The organism is Candidatus Pelagibacter sp. (genome assembly GCF_965262185.1).
Lineage (GTDB): Bacteria > Pseudomonadota > Alphaproteobacteria > Pelagibacterales > Pelagibacteraceae > Pelagibacter.
The window spans coordinates 824,871-844,159 of the sequence record NZ_OZ253498.1; the positions used below are offsets into that span (position 1 = coordinate 824,871).

The following is a 19,289-nucleotide window of genomic DNA, read 5'->3' on the forward strand; positions in this document are numbered from 1 at the left end:
ATTAGTTATTTGTTGCTTCAGCTAAAATTTCTTTATTTATTCTTTGTAATTTTGCAGAATTAGCTTGTTCAGTGTTAAGTGATCCAAATTTAGCAACAAATTTATTTTGCTCTCTAATAAATTGAACTTTTGTTACTAAATATAAACTTAGGAAACTTAATAAAGTAAAACCAAATGCAGACAATACGTAAACTGCATATCCATTCATAAATAATAATTGATTAATCATAGTCTATCTAAACCTTTATTTTTAATTTTTATCAGTTCTGTATTATATTTCATTAAGAAAATTAACAACGAAAATAGAGCAAATGCCGCAGTCATTATCAATAATGGATAAAGCATTGACGAATGAATTGAGCTTTTTGATAAGATGTTTATTGAAGCAGGTTGATGAAGTGTATTCCACCAATCAACAGAGTACTTAATTATAGGGACATTTATAATTCCAAGAATAGTAATAAAAGTTGAGATTTTAAAAACTTTTTCTTCATTTTCGTAAATTCTCCAAGAGATTAAATATAGAGCATAAAATAGAGCTAAAATTAACATCGAAGTAATCCTCGCGTCCCAGGCCCACCATGTACCCCAAGTAGGTTTCCCCCAAATAGAACCAGTCACTAAAGCAATAATATTAAAAACAAAACCTGAGGGTGCTAAACTTTTAGATATTAAAAAAAAATTTTTGTTTTTAAAAATAAATCCTGAAATTGATAAGACGGTTATCGAAGAAAAAATTCCAAGAGAAATCCATGCGGCAGGGACATGAACATACATAATTCTAACAGCGTCACTCTGCTTATAATCTTCTGGAGACAATATGAGTGCTTCAACTAATCCAACAGATAGGACAACAACAAATAAAAACAAAACATATTTTGGTGCCTTCGAAGTAATTTGAAAAATTTTATTTGGCTCTAGAAGTTTAAACATATCCCTAATTTAGGGATTTATTTTAAAAATACTATTGCGAAAAATTATCTGATCAAGAATGAAGAGGGGGAGATAATAAAGAAAGATTAACTTTTAACACTCTTGATCAGAATATGACAATTTTATAAAAAATTAGTGTGGCCTAGATTGGAGCTAAATGTGTTTGAATAATGATAATTAATTGGAAAGCTTGAAATAACTTGAGCCTTTTTTACCTGAAAAAATTTCCTCAATTAGCGGATGTTTTATAGGCTCGTCTGAATCGTCCATCAAAAGATTTTGTTCTGAAACATAAGCTTCATAAGTAATTTCATCATTTTCAGCAAGTAAATGATAAAAAGGCTGATCTTTTCTTGGTCTAACGTTTTTTGGAATAGACTGATACCATTCCTCTGAATTGTTAAACTCGAAGTCTACATCGTAAATAACACCTCTAAATTCAAAGTGCTTGTGTTTTACAATATCTCCGATTGAGAATTTAGCTTTTTGGATTGCCATGTTAGTTAGTATGGGTATTTAAAAATAAAAATCAATGTAAAAAATATTAATGTTTTGTGATGTGGCAAATATGTTAATATCTTTTAAGTGAATAAATCTTTTTTAAAATTTGTTACTGATTTTGGACCTCTAGCAATATTTTTTTTCTATTATTATAACAGTGGGAAAAATTTATCAGTCGCAATTCCTCCCTTAATAGTTGCAACTATCATTGCATTAGCTGTTGTTTGGTTTTTTGAAAAAAAAATCCCCCCGATGCCTTTGTTAAGTGGAATTCTAATTACTTTTTTTGGTGGATTAACAATTTATTTTGATGACCCTATTTTTATTTATTTAAAACCAACAATAATAAATATTATGTTCGCTTTAGCTTTATTTTTTGGAAAATATTTCACTAAAGAACCTGTGCTTAAAAAAATAATGGGTAAATCAATACCTTTGTCAGATATCGGATGGGAAATTTTAAATCGAAGATGGATGTTTTTTTTCTTCGGTCTTGCTCTTTTAAATGAATTTATATGGAGAACGCAAACTGAAGAATTTTGGGTTAATTTTAAAGTATGGGGAATGCTTCCAATAACAATAGTGTTTACTGGATTTCAGGTACCTTTAATAAATAAACATAAAATTGATGCGTAATAACTTAAGATTAGTAGTAAACAATCCATATAACAGAATAGAGGAAAAGCAATTTTTTGAAAAAGATGAGCTTAAAATAATTCTAGATCTCTATGCAAAGATGGTTTCAGAAGGTTCTTGGAAAGATTATGGTCTTAACATATCAAGCAAACAAGTGAGTTTTAGTGTATTTAGAAATGCTGCTGAAAATGCGCTTTATAAGATATGTAAAAATTTTAAGCCAAAAAATAAAAATTTAAAATACTTAATCACAGATACAAGTGGAAAGATTTTAAAAAATTCTTACGAGCTTAAGTCTTTACTTAAAAATACTAATTGGAAGAAACTTCAAAAATAAATTATCGTCTTTGACCAAAAAGTCTTAATAACATTATAAACAAATTAATGAAGTCCAAGTATAATGTTAAAGCACCCATTACTGCTTTTTTTCCAACGATTTCACCGGAGTCACTTGCAACATACATGTTTTTAATTTTTTGAGTGTCATAAGCCGTTAAGCCCACAAAAATTAAAACACCTAAGATTGATATTACAAAATACATCATTGATGATTGCATGAAGATATTAACAATTGATGCAATAATAATTCCGATTAAACCCATCATTAAAAACGAGCCAAGTTTTGTTAAATCTCTTTTAGTTGTATAACCATAAATACTCATCGCTCCAAATGTTGCTGAAGTTATGAAGAATACTCTTGTTACGCTCATACCAGTGTAAACTAATAAGATTGAAGATAATGAAAGTCCCATCAAGGCTGCAAACACCCAAAATGTTGTTTGTGCTTTTGATGCGCTCATCTTATTAATTCCAAAACTCATATAAAAAACAATACCTAACGGAGCTAACATTACCAACCATTTAAGTCCTGATAAATAAATTGCATTTCCCATTTGTGTTAATCCAACAATTGCACCTGATTGATCAGTGACTACTGACATCTTAAATGTTATTAGTGCGATGATCCCGGTTAGCAACACACCTGTTGCCATATAGTTGTAAACTTTTAACATGTAGGCTCTTAAGCCTTCATCCATTACAGCTGCAGTTTGTTGCGCTGACTTTGCTCTGTTTAATATTCCGTTTTTATCAAATTCCATAATATGTTACATATAATAGTCTTTTAATAATTATTCAAGGTACCTTAAAAGATTAATAAAAAGTTAACATAAACATTAATGAATTACAAAAAATTGGGAAATACCGATCTTGATGTAAGTACAATTTGTCTCGGTACAATGACTTGGGGAGAACAAAATACTCAAATTGAAGCCTTTGAACAAATGGACTTTGCGTTAAGCAACGGAGTTAATTTTTGGGACACAGCTGAATTATATGCTGTTCCTCCTCGTAAAGAAACTTATGGGGACACTGAGGAAATAATTGGTAATTGGTTTGAAAAAACAAAGAAAAGAAAAGAAGTTATTCTAGCTACAAAAGTTGCTGGTCCAGCAAGAGATTATTTAAGAAATGGGGAAAACAGTTTTACAGGTCCAAACTTAGAGTCTGCTTTAAACAATAGTCTCAAAAGACTTAAAACAGATTATATTGATTTATATCAACTTCATTGGCCAGAAAGAAATGTAAATAATTTTGGAAGACTTGGCTATGTTCATAAAGAAAATGATTGGAATCAATTTGAAGATGTTCTTGGGGAATTAGATAAATATATTAAAGCTGGAAAAATAAGATATGTAGGATTATCAAATGAAACTCCTTGGGGGGCATTAAATTATCTGAAGTTATCAAAAGATAAAAATTTACCAAGGATGATGTCTATTCAAAATCCTTACAACTTATTAAATAGAACATATGAAGTTGGGTTGGCAGAAGTTTCAATTAGAGAAAAAATTGGATGTCTTGCCTATTCACCTTTAGCAAGTGGGTATTTAACTGGAAAATATAGAAATAAAAATTTTCCAAAAGGATCAAGGATGCAAAGAGATTGGAATTTTTGGACACGATATAGAAAACCAAATACAGAGGCTGCTGTAGAACTTTATTTTAAAATCTGCAAAAAACACAATTTAAATATGACTCAAATGTCTATTAAATTCTGTGAAATCCAAGAATTTATGACAAGTGTTATTATAGGTGCAACTACAATGGAGCAGTTGAAATCAGATATAGAAAGTGTAAATGTAAATTTATCTGATGATGTCATTGAAGAAATCAATCAAGTTCAAACAATTTATCCAAACCCATGTCCTTAATTAAAAAAATAATAATTTTATCAACTGTATTTATTTTAAATTCAAATCATCTGTTTGCTCAGGAAGTAAAAAAAATTGGTAAATATAAAGATTGGGAGGCAATGGTGGCATACGAACCTGATGGCAAAGTATGTTTTGCTCAATCAGCACCTGTGCTTCAAGCACCAAAATCAAACAAAAGAGAGGCTAAACTGTTTGTAACTTTTAGACCAGAGGAAAATATTTCAAATGAAGTAAGTGTTACACCTGGATATGAATTTAATAACAAGAATTCTGTTATTGCAGCATCTGGAAAAAGTAAATTTAAATTTGATATTATGCAACAAGGATTTGCATGGATTGCTGATAACAAAATTGAAATTAAAATGATTAAAAGAATGAAAAAAGGATCAAGAATAATGATTACAGGATACAATCAAAATGGATCCCAAACAATTGATCATTATTCTTTACTTGGATTTACTAAAGCTTACAACGCATCAAAAAAAGCTTGTACATAATTAAATGAAATCAAAAAATAAAATTGTGCTTGCATACTCAGGCGGTTTAGACACGTCCATAATTTTAAAATGGCTTCAAGAAAATTATAACGCTGAAGTAATTTGTTACACAGCTGATGTTGGTCAAGAAATTGATAGAAAAAAAATTTATAAAAATGCAAAAAAATTTGGTGTAAAAAATATTATTATCCAAGATTTAAAAGATACTTTTGTAAAAGATTACGTTTATCCAATGATTAGAGGACATGCAATTTATGAAGGAGTGTATCTTTTAGGAACTTCTATTGCTAGGCCACTAATTGCAAAAGACCAAATAAGAGTTGCTAAAAAATTTAAAGCTAATGCAGTTTCACACGGTGCTACAGGAAAAGGAAACGACCAAGTAAGATTTGAACTAGGCTATCATTACTTTGGACCGAAAATAAAAATTATTGCTCCATGGAGAATTTGGAAATTAAAATCAAGAACTGATTTAATTAACTATGCAAAAAAACATGAGATACCAATACCAAAAGATAAAAAAGGTGCTCCACCTTTTTCAGTAGATGACAATTTATTTCATACATCAACTGAAGGGAAAGTATTAGAAAATCCAAAAAATTCTGCGCCAGAATTTATTTTCCAAAGAACAGTTTCTCCTGAGAGAGCTCCTAACAAGCCTTCATTTATTACCATCAATTTTAAAAATGGAGATCCCTTTGCAATTAATGGAAAAAAAATGTCTCCTTCAAAACTATTAGAAAAATTGAACAACATTGCTGGAAAAAATGGAATAGGAAGAGTTGATTTAGTTGAAAATAGATTTATTGGAATAAAATCTCGTGGAGTATACGAAACACCAGGTGGAACTTTGTTAATTCATGCGCATAGAGCAATAGAGTCTGTAACTTTAGATAAAGAAACAATGCACAAAAAAGATCAAATTATGCCAAGATATGCAGAGCTAATTTATAATGGTTATTGGTATTCTAAAGAAAGATTTAAACTTCAAAAAATTGTGGATCTTAAAAGAAATAAAGTTAATGGCTCAGTGAAACTTAAACTTTATAAAGGAAATGTAATAATCGAGTCTCGTAAAACAAATAGTTCAGCCTACTCTATGAAAAAAGTTTCTTTTGAAGAAAACAAAACATTTAATAAATCTAATGTTGAAAGATTTATAAATTTTCACAAGAAAAAGCTTCGTTCATAAATAGATGAAAATAAATATATTCGCAGACACTATTTGTGGATGGTGTTACATAGGTCATAAAAATATAAATACAGCACTTAAAAAATTTCCCAATATAAAGTTTGAAATTAAACATATACCTTTTCAATTAAACCCAGATATGCCAAATGAAGGTATTTCTAGAGATAAATATCTTGAAATAAAATTTGGTGGTAAAAAATTTGCAGATCCCATGTATGAAAATATGAAATTAAAAGCAAAAGAGTCTGGAATGAATTTTAATTTAGATAAAATAAAAAAAACTCCAAATACAGTTCTATCTCATTTACTAATAATTTTGAGTGAAAAGTTTAATATACAAAACCAGATAAAAGAAAAAATTTATCAATCATATTTTATAAATGGTCTCGATATAGGAGATATTGATGTTTTAACTAATATTGCAAAACAACATGATATTTCTGAAGAGATGTTTAAAAATTTTATTAATGATGAAAATATTAAAGATGTAAATTCAAAAATATTAATTGCTAAAAAAAAGAATATAAGTGTTGTCCCTTTTTATGAAATAGGAAATGATTTTATATCAGGTGCTCAAAGTGTTATTCACTTTGAAAATACAATAAATTCAAACTTAAACTAAGGCTAAGACAATTTTTCCTTTGTTATAACTTTTTAAAACTATATGTTAATTACATGGATTCATTAAAAAACTGGATGAAAGATGCTGCAAACATTTTGTTTGATGATAGTAAAAATGATCTTCGAGCACTCCCAAAAACAGTTAGACTTCAAATTCTATTAGTTCTAAGTTTTATTTGGACTACAGTTTTTAGTTTATATGTATTCTCATACACAACATTTGCTTTTGGTTGGGCTGGTCTTTATGTGGCTCACATAGGATTGATATTTGCAGTCTACATGACTTTTAAACAGTTTCACAAAGCAGAAGAAAGATCTAGCAGTGTATTTCAAACTAGAAATTTTGATCCTTTTAAAATAATGGTGATTGTTTTTGTAATAGTATTTATATTTGTTTTTTCAAAAGGTATTGAAGTATTAACAAGTCCAAATCCAAGTTCTTATTCAATTCCATATGATGGGCCATCAAAATCAGTATTTGAAAAATGGTTACCTTTCAGTAAAGATAAATAATGGATAAGATAGCAAAAAACTTACAACTAGCATTGATGGTTATTATCTTAATCAGCACAGTTATTGCTGTTGGAATTGAGATGAAAAATATGTTCTTAAATCAATCTGTAACATTAGCTGATCTATTATTAATGTTTCTTTATTTAGAAGTCCTAGCAATGGTTAGAGTGTTTTGGAACCAACAATCAATTAGTATTACCCTTCCACTGCTAATTGCAATTACTGCTCTTGCACGATTTATTATTTTACAAGGAAAAGAAATGGATCCTACTGCACTTGTTTATGAAGCAGTAGCAATTTTATTAATTGCTGGAGCAATTGTTGTCTTAAGATTAAGACACAGTGACAAATTAGGTTTAAAGAAAAAAAAATCAAAATAATTTAAAATGATGTTTGAAGCTTCTAGGGCCGAGGCCTTAAATCAATTAAATAATTTTATCAATAACGGTCTTGCAGAATATTCTAAATTAAGAAATTTTGATTTAGGTCCTGAAAAAAGATCTAATATATCTTGCTTATCACCATACATAACCCATGGAATTATTAATGAAAAAGAGGTCATTAAGAAAGCTCTAAGCAAATTTTCTTTTTCAAAAAATGAAAAATTTATTCAGGAAGTTCTATGGAGAACTTATTGGAAAGGTTGGCTAGAACTAAGACCAAATGTTTGGACAGATTATCTTGTTGAATTAAATCAAATAAAAAATGAATTTCAAAATAATAAAAACTACCTCTCAGCAATTGAAGGGAAGACAGACATTGAATGCTTTAATGTTTGGGTTAATGAACTGAAAGAAAACAATTACTTACATAATCATACAAGAATGTGGTTTGCTAGTATTTGGATTTTTACCTTAGAATTACCTTGGCAATTAGGTGCAGAATTTTTCATGCAAAATCTTTATGATGGAGACGCTGCATCAAATACTCTGGGATGGCGATGGGTTGCAGGTATTCAAACTCAAGGTAAACACTATCTTGCCAGTGAATGGAATATTAAAAAATTCACAAACAATAGATTTCAGAATATTAAATTAAATGAAAATGCACCTCCAAAGATTTCAGAAAAATCTTATCAAATAATAAAACAAGATTTTAATAACACACAAAACATCGAAGAAAAAAATCTTTTAATTTTTGACAATAATCTCTCTTTTGAAATCTCTGACTTTAAAGAAAAAAAATTTAAGAAAATTTACTTAGTTTATAACAAAAATGAAAATAGATCTATAAAACTTAGTGAAAAATTAACGAAATTTAAATCTCTGTTAATAGAAGACCAAGCACAAAGATTAAAAAAACAATCCATTGATTTTCAGGTTATTGATATAAGTGAAGTGATAAATATTAAAAATTGTTGTAGTTTATATCCAACAGTCGGTGAAAACTTAGACTACTTAAATTCAAATAATATAAATGTAGATTTTTTATACAGAAGTCTCGATCAGTTAGCTTGGCAATATTGTAATAAAGGTTTTTTTAATTTTAAAAATTATATTCCCAAAATTGTTTCAACCTTGAGTTAAAACCATCGAATCATACCTATAATTCCAGCAGTCGCATAGAAAAATTGAAGTAAGAGAATTCCTTTGTGGCCACCCCTGTAAGCCCAAATTCCAATTAAGATAGCTGACAAAAGTAATAAACAAAAACCAAAAAATTCTATTCCTATGTTTAAAGCCACAAATAAAGAATATAATATTGCTGTAATAACCCCTGCCCATTCAAAGATTTTATTATTCATAAAAGTTTTTTAAAATTATTATAAAGAATTGTAGAATAATTATTCATGTCATTCATGTTATCTTTTGCTGATTGATCAAACTTTTCTAAAGCATCACTACCGAGCTGATCCTCTAAAGCTTTCTTGTATTCAGGAACACATCCCCATTCATTGACTGTTTTATCTTTTATTTCTATGTGAAATTGAATTCCGTAAGCGTGGTTTTGATATTTAAAGATTTGATATTTAGTAATCGGTGAGGAAGCTAACAAAGTAATATCTTTATTATCCTCTATTCCTTGAACTTCATAAGAATGCCATTGTAAACTTTTTATTTTATTAGGAAATTGTGAAAACAAATTATCGTTTTCTTTTTCTTTAGAAAAATTAATATCCATAATACCAATTTCAGCAGGATTTGATTTAACAACCTTACCTCCCACTACTTCTCCTAATAACTGGCAACCCAAACAAAAACCTAAATAAGGTTTTTTCAAATCTGTAACAAATTCTTTAATTTTTTTCTTTTCTTCAATTAACCATGGATATTCTTTTTCCATATGGGTATCCATTGGTCCTCCCATACAAAACATTCCATCAAATTTACTAAGATTCTCTGGTATTTTTTCACCTTCGTCTAACTCTATTGTGGTTAAATTAAATCCATCAGATAGCATTAAATCTTTAATGTAACCTGGATCCTCTATTTTAATGTGTTGTAGTACTATTATATTCACTATGGCTAACTTAGCTTAGAACACTTCTTGGAACAATATTTTACTCTATCCCAATTAAGTTTCCATTTTTTCCGCCACGTAAATGGTCTTTTACATACAGAGCATATTTTTGTCGGTAAGTTTTGTTTTTTCAATTTAATATTCTTCAAAATGGCTTTGTTTCACAAAATATATTTGCTTCAGCTTTTAGTTTTGCTCTAAAAGATGGAATTGCTAACAAACAAAATCTTAGTTTTGAAAAAAAATTTTTAAGCTTTAGACCACTAATAGCAATGTACATAAAATTTAGATTGTATTTTGTTTAATAAATTTATCAGCCTCTGATAAAATCATTTTTTTTCTCTCATCTTTTATTTTATCAAAAATTCTAACCATCATTGATAGTCTTGGATTTTTTAAAAAGAATTTTCTGTTTCGATCTATGAATCTCCAGTAAAGACCATCCATAATGTTACACCATTCACCTTTCTTAAAGTCCATCATTTTCATAAAATATGCAGATCCACAAATATAAGGTTTAGTCGCAAAAATCCCTCCATCACTAAACAATCCCATTCCATAAACATTCGGGACCATTACCCAATCTGATGAGTCTACAAACATCTCCATGAACCACTTATAAACAATTGTAGGCTTTATCTCACAAAGGTTCATGATGTTGGAAAGGATCATTAATCTTTCAATGTGATGTGACCAACCATGATTAACTGCATTTTTAATTGCATAATCTAGGGGTGGAAGACCAGTGGAACCCTCATACCATGAACTTTTCATTTTTCTATTCTGTTTAAAAAAATTTCCAGTTTCCATTTCTTGTGAATAGGACTGATAAATTCCACGCATAAATTCTCTCCATCCAATTACCTGACGTACATAGCCCTCTAAGGAATTCATTCTAATTTTATTTTTTTTATGAAAATCTAAAATTTTTTGGATAACAAATTCAGGTGTTATTAAACCTAAATTTATATAAGGACTTAAAGCACTATGAAAAAGAATATTATCTTTTTGATCAACAGCATCCTCATAATCACCAAATAGATTAGATTTTTCTTTTATAAAAAAGTTTAAAAGTTTAACCACATCTTCATATTCGGTTGCAAACCAAAAATTTTCTATATTTCCTGGATGGTTTTTAAATTCCTTTTCAATAATAGGCTTTAATTTTTTTGTATGACTGGTTTCATTAATTTTTGGAAATTTAGGAATTAAAATATTTTTAGGTAATTTGTTTCTGTTATCTTCATCAAAACTCCATTTGCCTCCGATTGGATTACCATCTGAACCCATCAATATTCCTGATTTCTTTCTAACCTCCTTGTAAAAAGTTGCCATAAAAGGTTTTTTTGATTTTGATAAATAATTTTTAAATTCTTCTCTAGAATTTAGGAACATTGGTGTTTGAATTACATTCCAATTAATTTTTTCTTTTTTTAAAAATTGAGAAATTTTTTTTTCAAAAAATTTATCCTCTACTTCAAAACTAGAAATTTCTTTTATTTTTTTTTGAGTAATAATTTTTTTTAATTTTTTTAAATAATCATCATGAAACTCTTTGTCTTCGATTTTGACGTATTCTAATTTAAATTTGTTTTTTCTTAAGCCGTCAGCATAGGAACGCATTGAGGATAAAAATAATAAAATTTTTTGTTTATGATGCTTTTCATAAGTGCATAAACCCTTATCCTCAGCCATAAAAAATAGGTGGTCTTTTTTGAAGCGGTCTAGGTATTTTGTTGGAAATAATTGATTACCAAGTATAAAAAATAACTTCATAACTAAATATAACTAATTAAATTTTTTATGTCAGAAAAATATGTAATTTTTGGTGCGACAGGTTCTATTGGATCAAGTTTAGCGGAACAATTAAAAAACTCTGGAAACGATATTCATTTAGTTGCAAGAAATGAAAGTGAACTTAATTCTATCTCTAAAAAACTTGAATGCTCACATACCGTTGCGGATGTTTTGGAGGATGGATTTATAGAAAAAGTTAAATCAGATATTTCTGAAATTAAAGGATTAGCCTACTGTGTAGGATCTATAGATTTAAAACCTCTTAGAATGATTAATGAGCAAGATTTTCAAAAGTGCATGAAGCTTAATCTTTATTCTGCTGTTGAAGCTATCAAGGGGTATCAAGAAAGTTTAAAAAAAAATAAAGGTTCAATTGTAATGTTTTCAACTGTTGCCGCACAAAGAGGTTTCACCAATCATGCAATTATCGCTTCAACAAAAGCAGCTGTTGAAGGTCTGACTGTTTCTTTAGCTGCAGAATTTGCTCCAAACATAAGAGTAAATTGTGTGGCACCAAGCTTAACAAAATCTAAAATTGCTGAACCCATGTTAAAAAATGCTGCTTTAGCAGAAGGTATTGCAAAAGCTCATCCATTAAAAAGATTAGGGGAAGGAAAAGATTCAGCATCACTTGCTAAATTTTTAATTACAGAAGATAGTTCTTGGATCACTGGTCAAGTTATAGCTGTAGATGGTGGTAGATCTAAACTTTCATAAAGTGAAAAAATTTATTTTTATATTTTTTTTTATTTTAATATCTGCAACAGCAAATTCTAAAAATTATAATTTTGAAAAATTAGGATCTTTTAGTGAACCATGGGGTTCAAGTTTCATTAATAGTGAAGAATTAATTGTAACAGAAAAAGGTGGCAAAATTAAAATAATAAATATTATTTCAAAAAATATTTCTGAAATTAAACATAATTTAAACTATTTTGTTCATGGTCAAGGTGGCCTTTTAGATATTATTTACAAAGATAAAAAATTATGGATTTCATATTCAGAAAATAGAGGAGACTGGAAAACTAGCACCTCAATTGCAAAAGCAGATTTGAATAAGAATTTTTTAAATTTTAAAAATATATTTCAAGCTGAACCACCTATTGAGTCTGGATATCATTTTGGATCAAGGCTTGCTATCAAAGGAAATTACTTGTTTGCTTCAGCAGGTGAAAGGGGCATGAATATGATTGCTCAAGATCCAACACAACATCCAGGGAGTATTATTAGAATTAATTTAGATGGAAGCATTCCAAAAGATAATCCTAGGTTTGAAGATAAGCCAGAATGGCTTCCAGAGATATATCAGATTGGAGTTAGAAACCCTCAGGGTTTAACTTTTTCAGAATTTGATGGAAAAATTTATATGAGCAATCATGGTGCAAGGGGTGGTGATTGGTTTGGAGAGGCAAAAAAAGGAGAAAATTATGGTTGGAAAATTTTAGGTTGGGGAGGGAAAAATTACTCAGGAACTAAAATTGGTCCGAAGTGGAAGCCAGGATTTACAAAAGCTATTCAATATTGGGTTCCATCCATTGCCGCAAGTGCTATTACAATTTATAAAGGTAAAGAATTTGAAGAATGGAATGGTCATGCATTAATTACTTCTCTTAAAGATAAATCTTTAAGAAAATTAATATTTTCAAACAAATCTAATATTCAAGAAGAAATTATTTTTAAAGATAAAATTGGGAGAATTAGAGACATACAAGTTCACCCTATTGATGGAAAAATTTACTTTTTAGCTGGAGATGATTTGTGGCTTATGGAAAAAAATAATTAATATAATGAAAGAAAAACCTTATCACCATTTATCTAATGGAACTTTTCGAAATCCTAAAGGTTCGCCTGTTGTGATATCTAGATCAGGAAAATTTTCTTATAGAACCTTTAGTAAGCTAAGAAAAAATGTCAGTCTTAATTTTCCAAAAGAGCATGTTGTCAAAAAAGAAAAGGTTAAATCTGATTTAGAAAAATATAAAAATAATGATTACATTGCCTGGATTGGGCACGCTACTTATTTAATTAAATTAGGTAACACAACAATAATTACCGATCCCGTTTTTTCAAAAAATGCAGGTCCATTAATATTTGGACCAAAGAGATTTACTAAACCTGCATTAGATCTAAACGAAATTCCAAAAACAGATTTATTTTTATTAACTCACAATCATTATGATCATCAAGATATGTCAACTATTAGAAATTTTCCATACAAGGATGCAAAAGTATTAGTTCCACTTAACCTTGGAAAATATTTTAAGAATTATGAAGATGTAAATGAAATGGATTGGTATGATCACAAAAATATTAACAGTGATTTAAAAATAACCTTACTACCAGCAGTTCATTGGTCAAAAAGAAGTCTAACAGACACAAACAAAACTTTGTGGGGAAATTTTTTAATTGAATATAAAAATAGAAAAATTTTATTTGCTTGTGATACTGGTTATGGAAATATCTACAAAGAACTAGGAGAAAAATATGGCCCAATTGATCTTACTATGATTAACATTGGAGCATATAATTTTAAACCAATGTTTGACAAAACTATTTACCATACAACCCCAGAAGAAGCTTTAAATATAGCAAAGGATCTTAAAAGTAAAAAAGTATTAGGAATGCATTGGGGGACTTTTGTTTTATCTTTAGAGCCAATTATGGAACCACCAATTCGATTTAAAGATAATGCAGAAAATTATGGATTTAAAAAAGAAGATACAATTACATTTAATATTGGTGAGGTAAAATCCTTAAACGAATTATTATAACTACAATATAGTTATTCTATGCATAATTCTATTGCCTTTAAAAGGGGTAGCTTGGTGGAGCATAGATCTATTGTCCCAAATAGCTAACTGATCTTTTTCCCATTCTAATGAGTATTGAAACTTTTTTTTAACTTGGTGCTTAAATAATTCTTTTTTAACTTTTTCAGAATTTTTTAAATTTGGAGAAAATCCTACAAGATGTCCAGGACTACAATAAATTGTATTTTTAGAGTTTATCTTTTTTATAATATTATGAGTAGATTTTAATTCTTTAATTTTTCTTCCCTTCTCTTTCACTCTTTCTCTGGTAGTAACTGAAATTGGTCCTTCAGAAGAATACTTTCCTTTCACTTTAAGCAACTTATTTTTAATTGATTTAGATAGATAATCATAAGCTAAGTATTGAGAAGAAAATTCAGTGTTTGCTCTACCCTTTTTAGGAACTAGTTTAGAATAAAGCATTGTAAATCTTGGTGGTTTTTTTGTGTAAATAGAATCTGTATGAAACTGTTCTCCAAAACTAGGTCCCTTATCTGTTGCTTTCCTTTGAACTACAGTAATTTGTTTAAATTTCTTACTTAATCCTTTTAATCTTGGATAATTTGCTAATTTGCCAAAATGTTTAGCAAACTTAATATAAAGTTTAGAATTTAATTTTTGTTCCTTAAAATATAACAATCCATATTTATTTAGCGCCCTTTTAATTTTAAAAATATCTTTATTTGTAATTTCTTTTAAATTTACAATTATTTCTGCACCAATATTTTTTTTATTTGGTTTAATTTCCAACATTTTTTAAAAAAAATTTTTTTAGATGATTTATTGTTTGTTTAGGACTTTCCTCTGGAATGAAATGATCTGAATTAATTTCTGCTCCATAAACTTTTTTGTTTGTGTATTTTTGCCAAATTCTAACTGATTTAAATTGCCTTCCAACAACTCCCTTTTTTCCCCACAAAACTTGTATAGGAATGTTTAATTTTTTTTTTCGATCTTTTTTATCATGCTCTAAATCTATAGTAGCCGCAGCCCTGTAATCTTCACAGGTTGCATGAATTCTTTTTTTTTGTTTAAAGGCTCTTAAATACTCACCCTCAACTCTTCCAACCGCAAGTTTAGATGATCTGTTAAAACGACTTTTTAACCATCTTTTAGGATCTGCCATGATCATTTTCTCTGGTAGAGGTGCTGGTTGTATTAAATAAAACCAATGAAAATATCCAGCTGCAAATTTCATATCTGTATGCTCATACATATCCAGAGTTGGACAAATATCTAAAACGCTCAAAGCTAAAATTTTATCTCTAAAATCTCTTGCCATTCTGTGCGCAACTCTTCCACCCCTATCGTGACCTGCAACATAAAACTTTTTAAATTTCAATTTACTCATTAGCTGAACCATATCTTTAGCCATTTCTCTTTTAGAATAATTTTTATGATTAATTCCACCAGGTAAAACAAAACTATCCCCATATCCTCTTAGATCAGCAACAATTACGGTAAAATATTTACTAAGTTCTGGAGCAGTTTTGTGCCACATTGCATGAGTTTGAGGGTATCCGTGAAGCAACAATAACGGGGGACCATTCCCTTTAAATTTACAAAAAATTTTTCCTTTATTTACTTTTATGAATTTTTTTTTAAATCCTCTAAACATGATTAAACTATTAATTATTCAATAGTTTACTTTTTGCCTTTTCAAATTCTTCTTGAGTTAAAACTCCACTTTTATGTAGTTCATTTAATTTGCTAATTTCATTACTTAAGTCATTAGAATTTGTTGGAGAAACTTGAGTTTCGTGTTCCTCTTTTTCTTCTGATTTAACAGGTCTGTTATCAACTTTAGCTTTAAAACCTTTCATTATTGCAGATCCACCAAGGTAAAAAACAAATCCTAAAATTGGCACTGCTAAAGCAAAAAAAATAATTTTTTCCATTAATTAATCCTCATCCTCATCTCTCCAACCTTTTTCATACATCAAATACCCAGCTAAGATAACAGAAAAAACTCCAGCAATCATGCCAAAATCAAAACCAACTTGTTTATTATATAAATACCAACCTAATTGAGTAGCTCCAATTGGAACAGCAGTTAATAAGATCATTATTATTGCAATTCTATATTCGTATTTAGGTTTTTTCATCTAAACCAGCTTATCAAATACAACAGTAATTAAATCAGTTTAAATATCCTTGAGACAATTAAACTTATATAAAAAGTCTTTATTTTTGTGATCTTTTAAAACACTCAATTGTGTTTTTTAATAAACACGCGATAGTCATTGGCCCTACACCACCTGGAACTGGGGTTAAAGCTTTTGCATTTTTTGAAACATCTTCAAAATCAACATCTCCAACTATACCTTTATCAGTTTTATTGATACCAACATCAATTACTATTGCATCTTTTTTTACCCAATCTCCTTTTACAAGCTCAGGTATACCAACTGCTGCAACAATTATATCTGCTTCTAAACATTCAGCTTTTAGATCTTTAGTTTTTGAATGAGTAATTGTTACGGTGCAATTTTCTTTCAAAAGTAATTGGGTCATTGGTTTTCCATTTAAATTTGATCTACCAACTACTACTGCTTTTTTTCCACTTAAATTTGGTTCAATTTTTTTAATTAACAAATAACAGCCAAGAGGTGTGCAAGGAACTGAGCTTTCATAACCTGATGAAAGATTACCAACATTCATTGGATGAAAACCATCTACATCTTTAGAAGGAACAATGGCCTCAATAACTTTTTGTTTATCTATATGTTTTGGTAACGGTAATTGAACTAAAATTCCTGAAACTGTTTCATCTTTATTTAATTCTTCAATTTTCTCTAAAACAGTTTTTTCTTCAACACTATCCGGATATTTAATTACTTCTGATTTTAGCCCTACTTCGTTTGCTGATTTTTCTTTATTACGAACATAAATTTGACTAGGAGTAAGATCTCCAATTAATATCACAGTTAAACCGGGAACTTTATTATATTTGGATTTTAGCCCTGATACTTCTTGTTTTAATTCTTCTCTTAATTCAGCTGCAGCTTTTTTTCCGTCAATTAAAATCATTTTACTTTCTAAAATATAATTGGTGCAATGTAGAGCTTCATACACATTTCAATAAACCAAATCAATAGAAGAAGAATGATCGGTGAGATATCTAGCGATCCTAAATTAGGCATAAAACGTCTAATTTTATTAAGGATTGGCTCAGTTAATTTATAAGTAAGCTCTAAAATTGAATAAACAAATCTGTTTTGAGTATTTAAAACATTAAACGCTATCAACCAGCTTATAATTACATTGGCTATAACAACATAAGAATACAGTTTCAAAATCTGCAAAACTAGATAAAAAATTGCTATCATTTTTTCTCAACATAAATTGACTGACTTGGGAAAGCAAAAGAGGCATTATTTTTTTCAACAATCTGCTTAATTTCAATTGCCAATCTCTCTTTAACTTCTAGTGAATTGCTCCAGCTATTTGAATTAGTAAAACATCTTACCAATAAATCTATGGAACTATCAGAAAACTTCTCAATTCTAACTGCAACCCCAGCTGATTGATTATAATCTTTACTATTATTTATATAACTTTCAATTTCCTCTCTTATTTTTTTCAATTGATCAATTGTAGAATCATACTGCAATGTAATTATCCATCTAATTCTCCAGTTAGATGTTTCACTCACATTAACAACTGCATTTTCTGCAAATTGAAAATTAGGAATAATTGCCAAAGATTTATCAAACTTTCTTATTGTTGTTGATCTAAAACCAATTTTCTCAACTATACCTTCAATAATCCCCTCAACTGCAATCCAATCACCAATTTTAAATCTTTTTTCAACCAATACTAAAATTCCAGAAATTAAATTTTTAAATAAATCTTGCGCTCCAAGTGCAACTGCAACTCCAAATAAACCAAGACCAGCAATAATTGGTCCTATTTTAATTCCCCATAATTCCAGTACTGCAGCTAATCCTAAAATAAATATTAAAATCTTAAGTGATTTAATTATCCACCCGATAAGTTCTCTGGTTAAAAGTTTATCTAGTCCACTTAAGATATATGAAATTGGTTCTATTATTTGATGAATAACCCAAAAAATTAATATCGTAATCAACGTTCTATTAATTGTATCAACTACTTCTCTTCCCTCTGTTGAAAAGGTCATGTAGTAACTTGCAATAAAGAAACCTAATACAATAGGTAAAAATCTAGCTGGACCAATTAATGACTGAACAAAAGTGTCATCTAATTTGTTTGTTGTTCTTTTTGAAATAATTTCTAATTTTTTTATAATTAATTTACTAATTAATCCTCTAAAGACTAAAAAAAGTAAGAATATCCCTATACCAATTAAAATTTGAAAAATATCAACACCAAGTATTCCTTTGCTCCAAACAGATAAAAATATTTCAGAAAAATTATTTATTAATTCCATAATTAAATTTTATATAACAAAAACTCTTCTTCTCCAGGATTAAAAAGGAATATCTTCTTCCATTTAATTTCATTCAATATTGACGAGGTTTTTTCACCTATACACATCAAGTTTGTATTCATCCACAAATTTTCTGTTTGGTAAATTTTTATGAAATTTAAAAAACTAGAGGCACTGTTTTGAGAATAAACATAAACAATATCTGGCATATTCTGCTTTAAATTGTTAACAAAATTTTCATCAAATTTCTCAGTATGATTTACTTTATAGTTTACAATTCGTTTAACAGCATAGCCTTCTTTTAACAATTGTTGGTCTAAATCAGTTGTAATTATCTCACCACTTACATAAAGGAGTGGAGTTTCTTTTGGTTCATAATTTTGTAAAATTAGTTCTTTAAGGTTTAAAACATTTCCTTCTGCAGCAATTGTATTTTGGAAACCTAAACTTCTAGCTTTTTTTTCTGTAGCACTACCAACACAAAAACAAATTAATTTTTTATTTAAATTTTCTAAATTTAAATTTCTCACTGCATTAGAACTTGTGAAAATTATACCGCCATAATCATCAGAGTTAATTTCTTCATGTTGAACTTTTTCAACATTTATTAATGGGAGGTGAGAAACTTTATGATCTAAAGATTGAAACTTAATTATAATTTCTGAACAATCTTCTATAGGTCTAGTTAACAAAATATGCATT

28 protein-coding genes are annotated in these 19,289 nt (G+C 28.7%); 12 read left to right on the plus strand and 16 right to left on the minus strand.

Translation table 11 applies throughout. The features are described 5' to 3' along the window. Window position 1: 1 nt before the first annotated feature. The 3 genes from ACQY31_RS04585 to hspQ all read right to left on the minus strand — a co-directional run bounded on the left by ACQY31_RS04585 (window position 2) and on the right by hspQ (window position 1,431). On the minus strand, window positions 2–229 hold the full coding sequence (locus ACQY31_RS04585; RefSeq protein ID WP_428078965.1) for a heme exporter protein CcmD: 228 nt from the start codon (window positions 227–229) through the stop codon (window positions 2–4). After that, window positions 226–933, minus strand: a complete 708-nt coding sequence (ccmC, locus tag ACQY31_RS04590; protein WP_428078967.1) for a heme ABC transporter permease CcmC — start codon at window positions 931–933, stop codon at window positions 226–228. Before ccmC ends, ACQY31_RS04585 begins: the two co-directional genes overlap by 4 nt. Window positions 934–1,110: 177 nt before the next feature. Next, window positions 1,111–1,431, minus strand: coding sequence for a heat shock protein HspQ (hspQ, locus tag ACQY31_RS04595; protein WP_262589942.1), 321 nt, complete (start codon window positions 1,429–1,431; stop codon window positions 1,111–1,113). An 87-nt stretch (window positions 1,432–1,518) separates the two neighbouring features. Here hspQ and ACQY31_RS04600 point away from each other — a divergent pair, with 87 nt between their 5' ends. After that, window positions 1,519–2,070, plus strand: a complete 552-nt coding sequence (locus ACQY31_RS04600; RefSeq protein WP_428078969.1) for a septation protein A — start codon at window positions 1,519–1,521, stop codon at window positions 2,068–2,070. Beyond that, on the plus strand, window positions 2,063–2,407 hold the full coding sequence (locus ACQY31_RS04605; protein WP_428078971.1) for a DUF2794 domain-containing protein: 345 nt from the start codon (window positions 2,063–2,065) through the stop codon (window positions 2,405–2,407). The genes ACQY31_RS04600 and ACQY31_RS04605 overlap by 8 nt, the downstream gene beginning before the upstream one ends. Before the next feature lies 1 nt (window position 2,408). Here ACQY31_RS04605 and ACQY31_RS04610 read toward each other — a convergent pair whose 3' ends face one another. Next, entirely contained in the window at window positions 2,409–3,170 is a 762-nt protein-coding gene (locus ACQY31_RS04610; RefSeq protein ID WP_428078973.1) for a Bax inhibitor-1/YccA family protein, read from the minus strand. 78 nt (window positions 3,171–3,248) lie between these two features. Here ACQY31_RS04610 and ACQY31_RS04615 point away from each other — a divergent pair, with 78 nt between their 5' ends. From ACQY31_RS04615 to ACQY31_RS04645, 7 genes are read left to right on the plus strand one after another with little or no spacing between them, the layout of a single operon-like run. Next, window positions 3,249–4,283, plus strand: a complete 1,035-nt coding sequence (locus ACQY31_RS04615; RefSeq protein WP_428078975.1) for an aldo/keto reductase — start codon at window positions 3,249–3,251, stop codon at window positions 4,281–4,283. Then, entirely contained in the window at window positions 4,274–4,783 is a 510-nt protein-coding gene (locus ACQY31_RS04620; RefSeq protein WP_428078976.1) for an invasion associated locus B family protein, read from the plus strand. The genes ACQY31_RS04615 and ACQY31_RS04620 overlap by 10 nt, the downstream gene beginning before the upstream one ends. A 4-nt stretch (window positions 4,784–4,787) precedes the next feature. Then, window positions 4,788–5,975, plus strand: coding sequence for an argininosuccinate synthase (locus tag ACQY31_RS04625; protein WP_428078978.1), 1,188 nt, complete (start codon window positions 4,788–4,790; stop codon window positions 5,973–5,975). Window positions 5,976–5,979: 4 nt separating this feature from the next. Continuing rightward, the gene (locus tag ACQY31_RS04630; RefSeq protein WP_428078980.1) at window positions 5,980–6,597 is read left to right on the plus strand and encodes a DsbA family oxidoreductase; all 618 of its coding nucleotides are present in this window, start codon (window positions 5,980–5,982) and stop codon (window positions 6,595–6,597) included. Between the two features lie 53 nt (window positions 6,598–6,650). After that, complete coding sequence (locus ACQY31_RS04635) at window positions 6,651–7,109, plus strand: hypothetical protein (RefSeq protein ID WP_428078981.1); 459 nt, start codon at window positions 6,651–6,653, stop codon at window positions 7,107–7,109. Continuing rightward, entirely contained in the window at window positions 7,109–7,489 is a 381-nt protein-coding gene (locus tag ACQY31_RS04640; RefSeq protein ID WP_075504930.1) for a phosphate-starvation-inducible PsiE family protein, read from the plus strand. The genes ACQY31_RS04635 and ACQY31_RS04640 overlap by 1 nt, the downstream gene beginning before the upstream one ends. 6 nt (window positions 7,490–7,495) lie before the next feature. Beyond that, on the plus strand, window positions 7,496–8,635 hold the full coding sequence (locus ACQY31_RS04645; protein ID WP_428078982.1) for an FAD-binding domain-containing protein: 1,140 nt from the start codon (window positions 7,496–7,498) through the stop codon (window positions 8,633–8,635). Here the strand turns inward: ACQY31_RS04645 and ACQY31_RS04650 are convergent. The 4 genes from ACQY31_RS04650 to ACQY31_RS04665 form a co-directional block, all read right to left on the minus strand. Next, entirely contained in the window at window positions 8,632–8,853 is a 222-nt protein-coding gene (locus tag ACQY31_RS04650) for a hypothetical protein (RefSeq protein ID WP_428078984.1), read from the minus strand. The genes ACQY31_RS04645 and ACQY31_RS04650 overlap by 4 nt on opposite strands. After that, complete coding sequence (locus ACQY31_RS04655) at window positions 8,850–9,569, minus strand: type 1 glutamine amidotransferase (protein WP_428078985.1); 720 nt, start codon at window positions 9,567–9,569, stop codon at window positions 8,850–8,852. The genes ACQY31_RS04650 and ACQY31_RS04655 overlap by 4 nt, the downstream gene beginning before the upstream one ends. 5 nt (window positions 9,570–9,574) lie before the next feature. Continuing rightward, window positions 9,575–9,703, minus strand: a complete 129-nt coding sequence (locus tag ACQY31_RS04660; RefSeq protein WP_428081194.1) for a DUF2256 domain-containing protein — start codon at window positions 9,701–9,703, stop codon at window positions 9,575–9,577. Window positions 9,704–9,854: 151 nt separating this feature from the next. After that, window positions 9,855–11,345, minus strand: coding sequence for a cryptochrome/photolyase family protein (locus ACQY31_RS04665; RefSeq protein ID WP_428078987.1), 1,491 nt, complete (start codon window positions 11,343–11,345; stop codon window positions 9,855–9,857). A 27-nt stretch (window positions 11,346–11,372) separates the two neighbouring features. On the opposite strand from ACQY31_RS04665, the gene ACQY31_RS04670 reads away from it, so the two are divergent. The 3 genes from ACQY31_RS04670 to ACQY31_RS04680 are packed head-to-tail and all read left to right on the plus strand — an operon-like array spanning window position 11,373 to window position 14,137. Then, window positions 11,373–12,083: an SDR family NAD(P)-dependent oxidoreductase gene (locus tag ACQY31_RS04670; RefSeq protein ID WP_428078989.1), complete on the plus strand. Its 711-nt coding sequence runs from the start codon at window positions 11,373–11,375 to the stop codon at window positions 12,081–12,083. Further along, the gene (locus ACQY31_RS04675) at window positions 12,058–13,149 is read left to right on the plus strand and encodes a PQQ-dependent sugar dehydrogenase (RefSeq protein ID WP_428078990.1); all 1,092 of its coding nucleotides are present in this window, start codon (window positions 12,058–12,060) and stop codon (window positions 13,147–13,149) included. Before ACQY31_RS04670 ends, ACQY31_RS04675 begins: the two co-directional genes overlap by 26 nt. Before the next feature lie 4 nt (window positions 13,150–13,153). After that, window positions 13,154–14,137, plus strand: coding sequence for an MBL fold metallo-hydrolase (locus ACQY31_RS04680; protein WP_428078991.1), 984 nt, complete (start codon window positions 13,154–13,156; stop codon window positions 14,135–14,137). On the opposite strand, the gene ACQY31_RS04685 is transcribed toward ACQY31_RS04680, so the two are convergent. The 8 genes from ACQY31_RS04685 to ACQY31_RS04720 form a co-directional block, all read right to left on the minus strand. Beyond that, on the minus strand, window positions 14,138–14,929 hold the full coding sequence (locus ACQY31_RS04685; protein WP_428078993.1) for a TauD/TfdA dioxygenase family protein: 792 nt from the start codon (window positions 14,927–14,929) through the stop codon (window positions 14,138–14,140). Then, window positions 14,916–15,794, minus strand: a complete 879-nt coding sequence (locus tag ACQY31_RS04690; RefSeq protein WP_428078994.1) for an alpha/beta fold hydrolase — start codon at window positions 15,792–15,794, stop codon at window positions 14,916–14,918. The genes ACQY31_RS04685 and ACQY31_RS04690 overlap by 14 nt, the downstream gene beginning before the upstream one ends. Before the next feature lie 10 nt (window positions 15,795–15,804). Beyond that, entirely contained in the window at window positions 15,805–16,074 is a 270-nt protein-coding gene (locus tag ACQY31_RS04695) for an SHOCT domain-containing protein (protein WP_428078996.1), read from the minus strand. Between the two features lie 3 nt (window positions 16,075–16,077). Beyond that, complete coding sequence (locus ACQY31_RS04700) at window positions 16,078–16,281, minus strand: hypothetical protein (RefSeq protein WP_262589965.1); 204 nt, start codon at window positions 16,279–16,281, stop codon at window positions 16,078–16,080. 79 nt (window positions 16,282–16,360) lie between these two features. Then, window positions 16,361–17,206: a bifunctional 5,10-methylenetetrahydrofolate dehydrogenase/5,10-methenyltetrahydrofolate cyclohydrolase gene (locus ACQY31_RS04705; protein WP_428078998.1), complete on the minus strand. Its 846-nt coding sequence runs from the start codon at window positions 17,204–17,206 to the stop codon at window positions 16,361–16,363. Between the two features lie 8 nt (window positions 17,207–17,214). Beyond that, complete coding sequence (locus ACQY31_RS04710; RefSeq protein ID WP_428079000.1) at window positions 17,215–17,505, minus strand: YggT family protein; 291 nt, start codon at window positions 17,503–17,505, stop codon at window positions 17,215–17,217. Then, window positions 17,502–18,587 carry a mechanosensitive ion channel family protein gene (locus ACQY31_RS04715; RefSeq protein ID WP_428079001.1) on the minus strand — a complete coding sequence of 362 codons (1,086 nt, stop codon included), beginning with the start codon at window positions 18,585–18,587 and terminating at the stop codon, window positions 17,502–17,504. Before ACQY31_RS04715 ends, ACQY31_RS04710 begins: the two co-directional genes overlap by 4 nt. 2 nt (window positions 18,588–18,589) lie before the next feature. Beyond that, window positions 18,590–19,288: a uroporphyrinogen-III synthase gene (locus tag ACQY31_RS04720; RefSeq protein ID WP_428079003.1), complete on the minus strand. Its 699-nt coding sequence runs from the start codon at window positions 19,286–19,288 to the stop codon at window positions 18,590–18,592. Between the last annotated feature and the right edge of the window lies 1 nt (window position 19,289).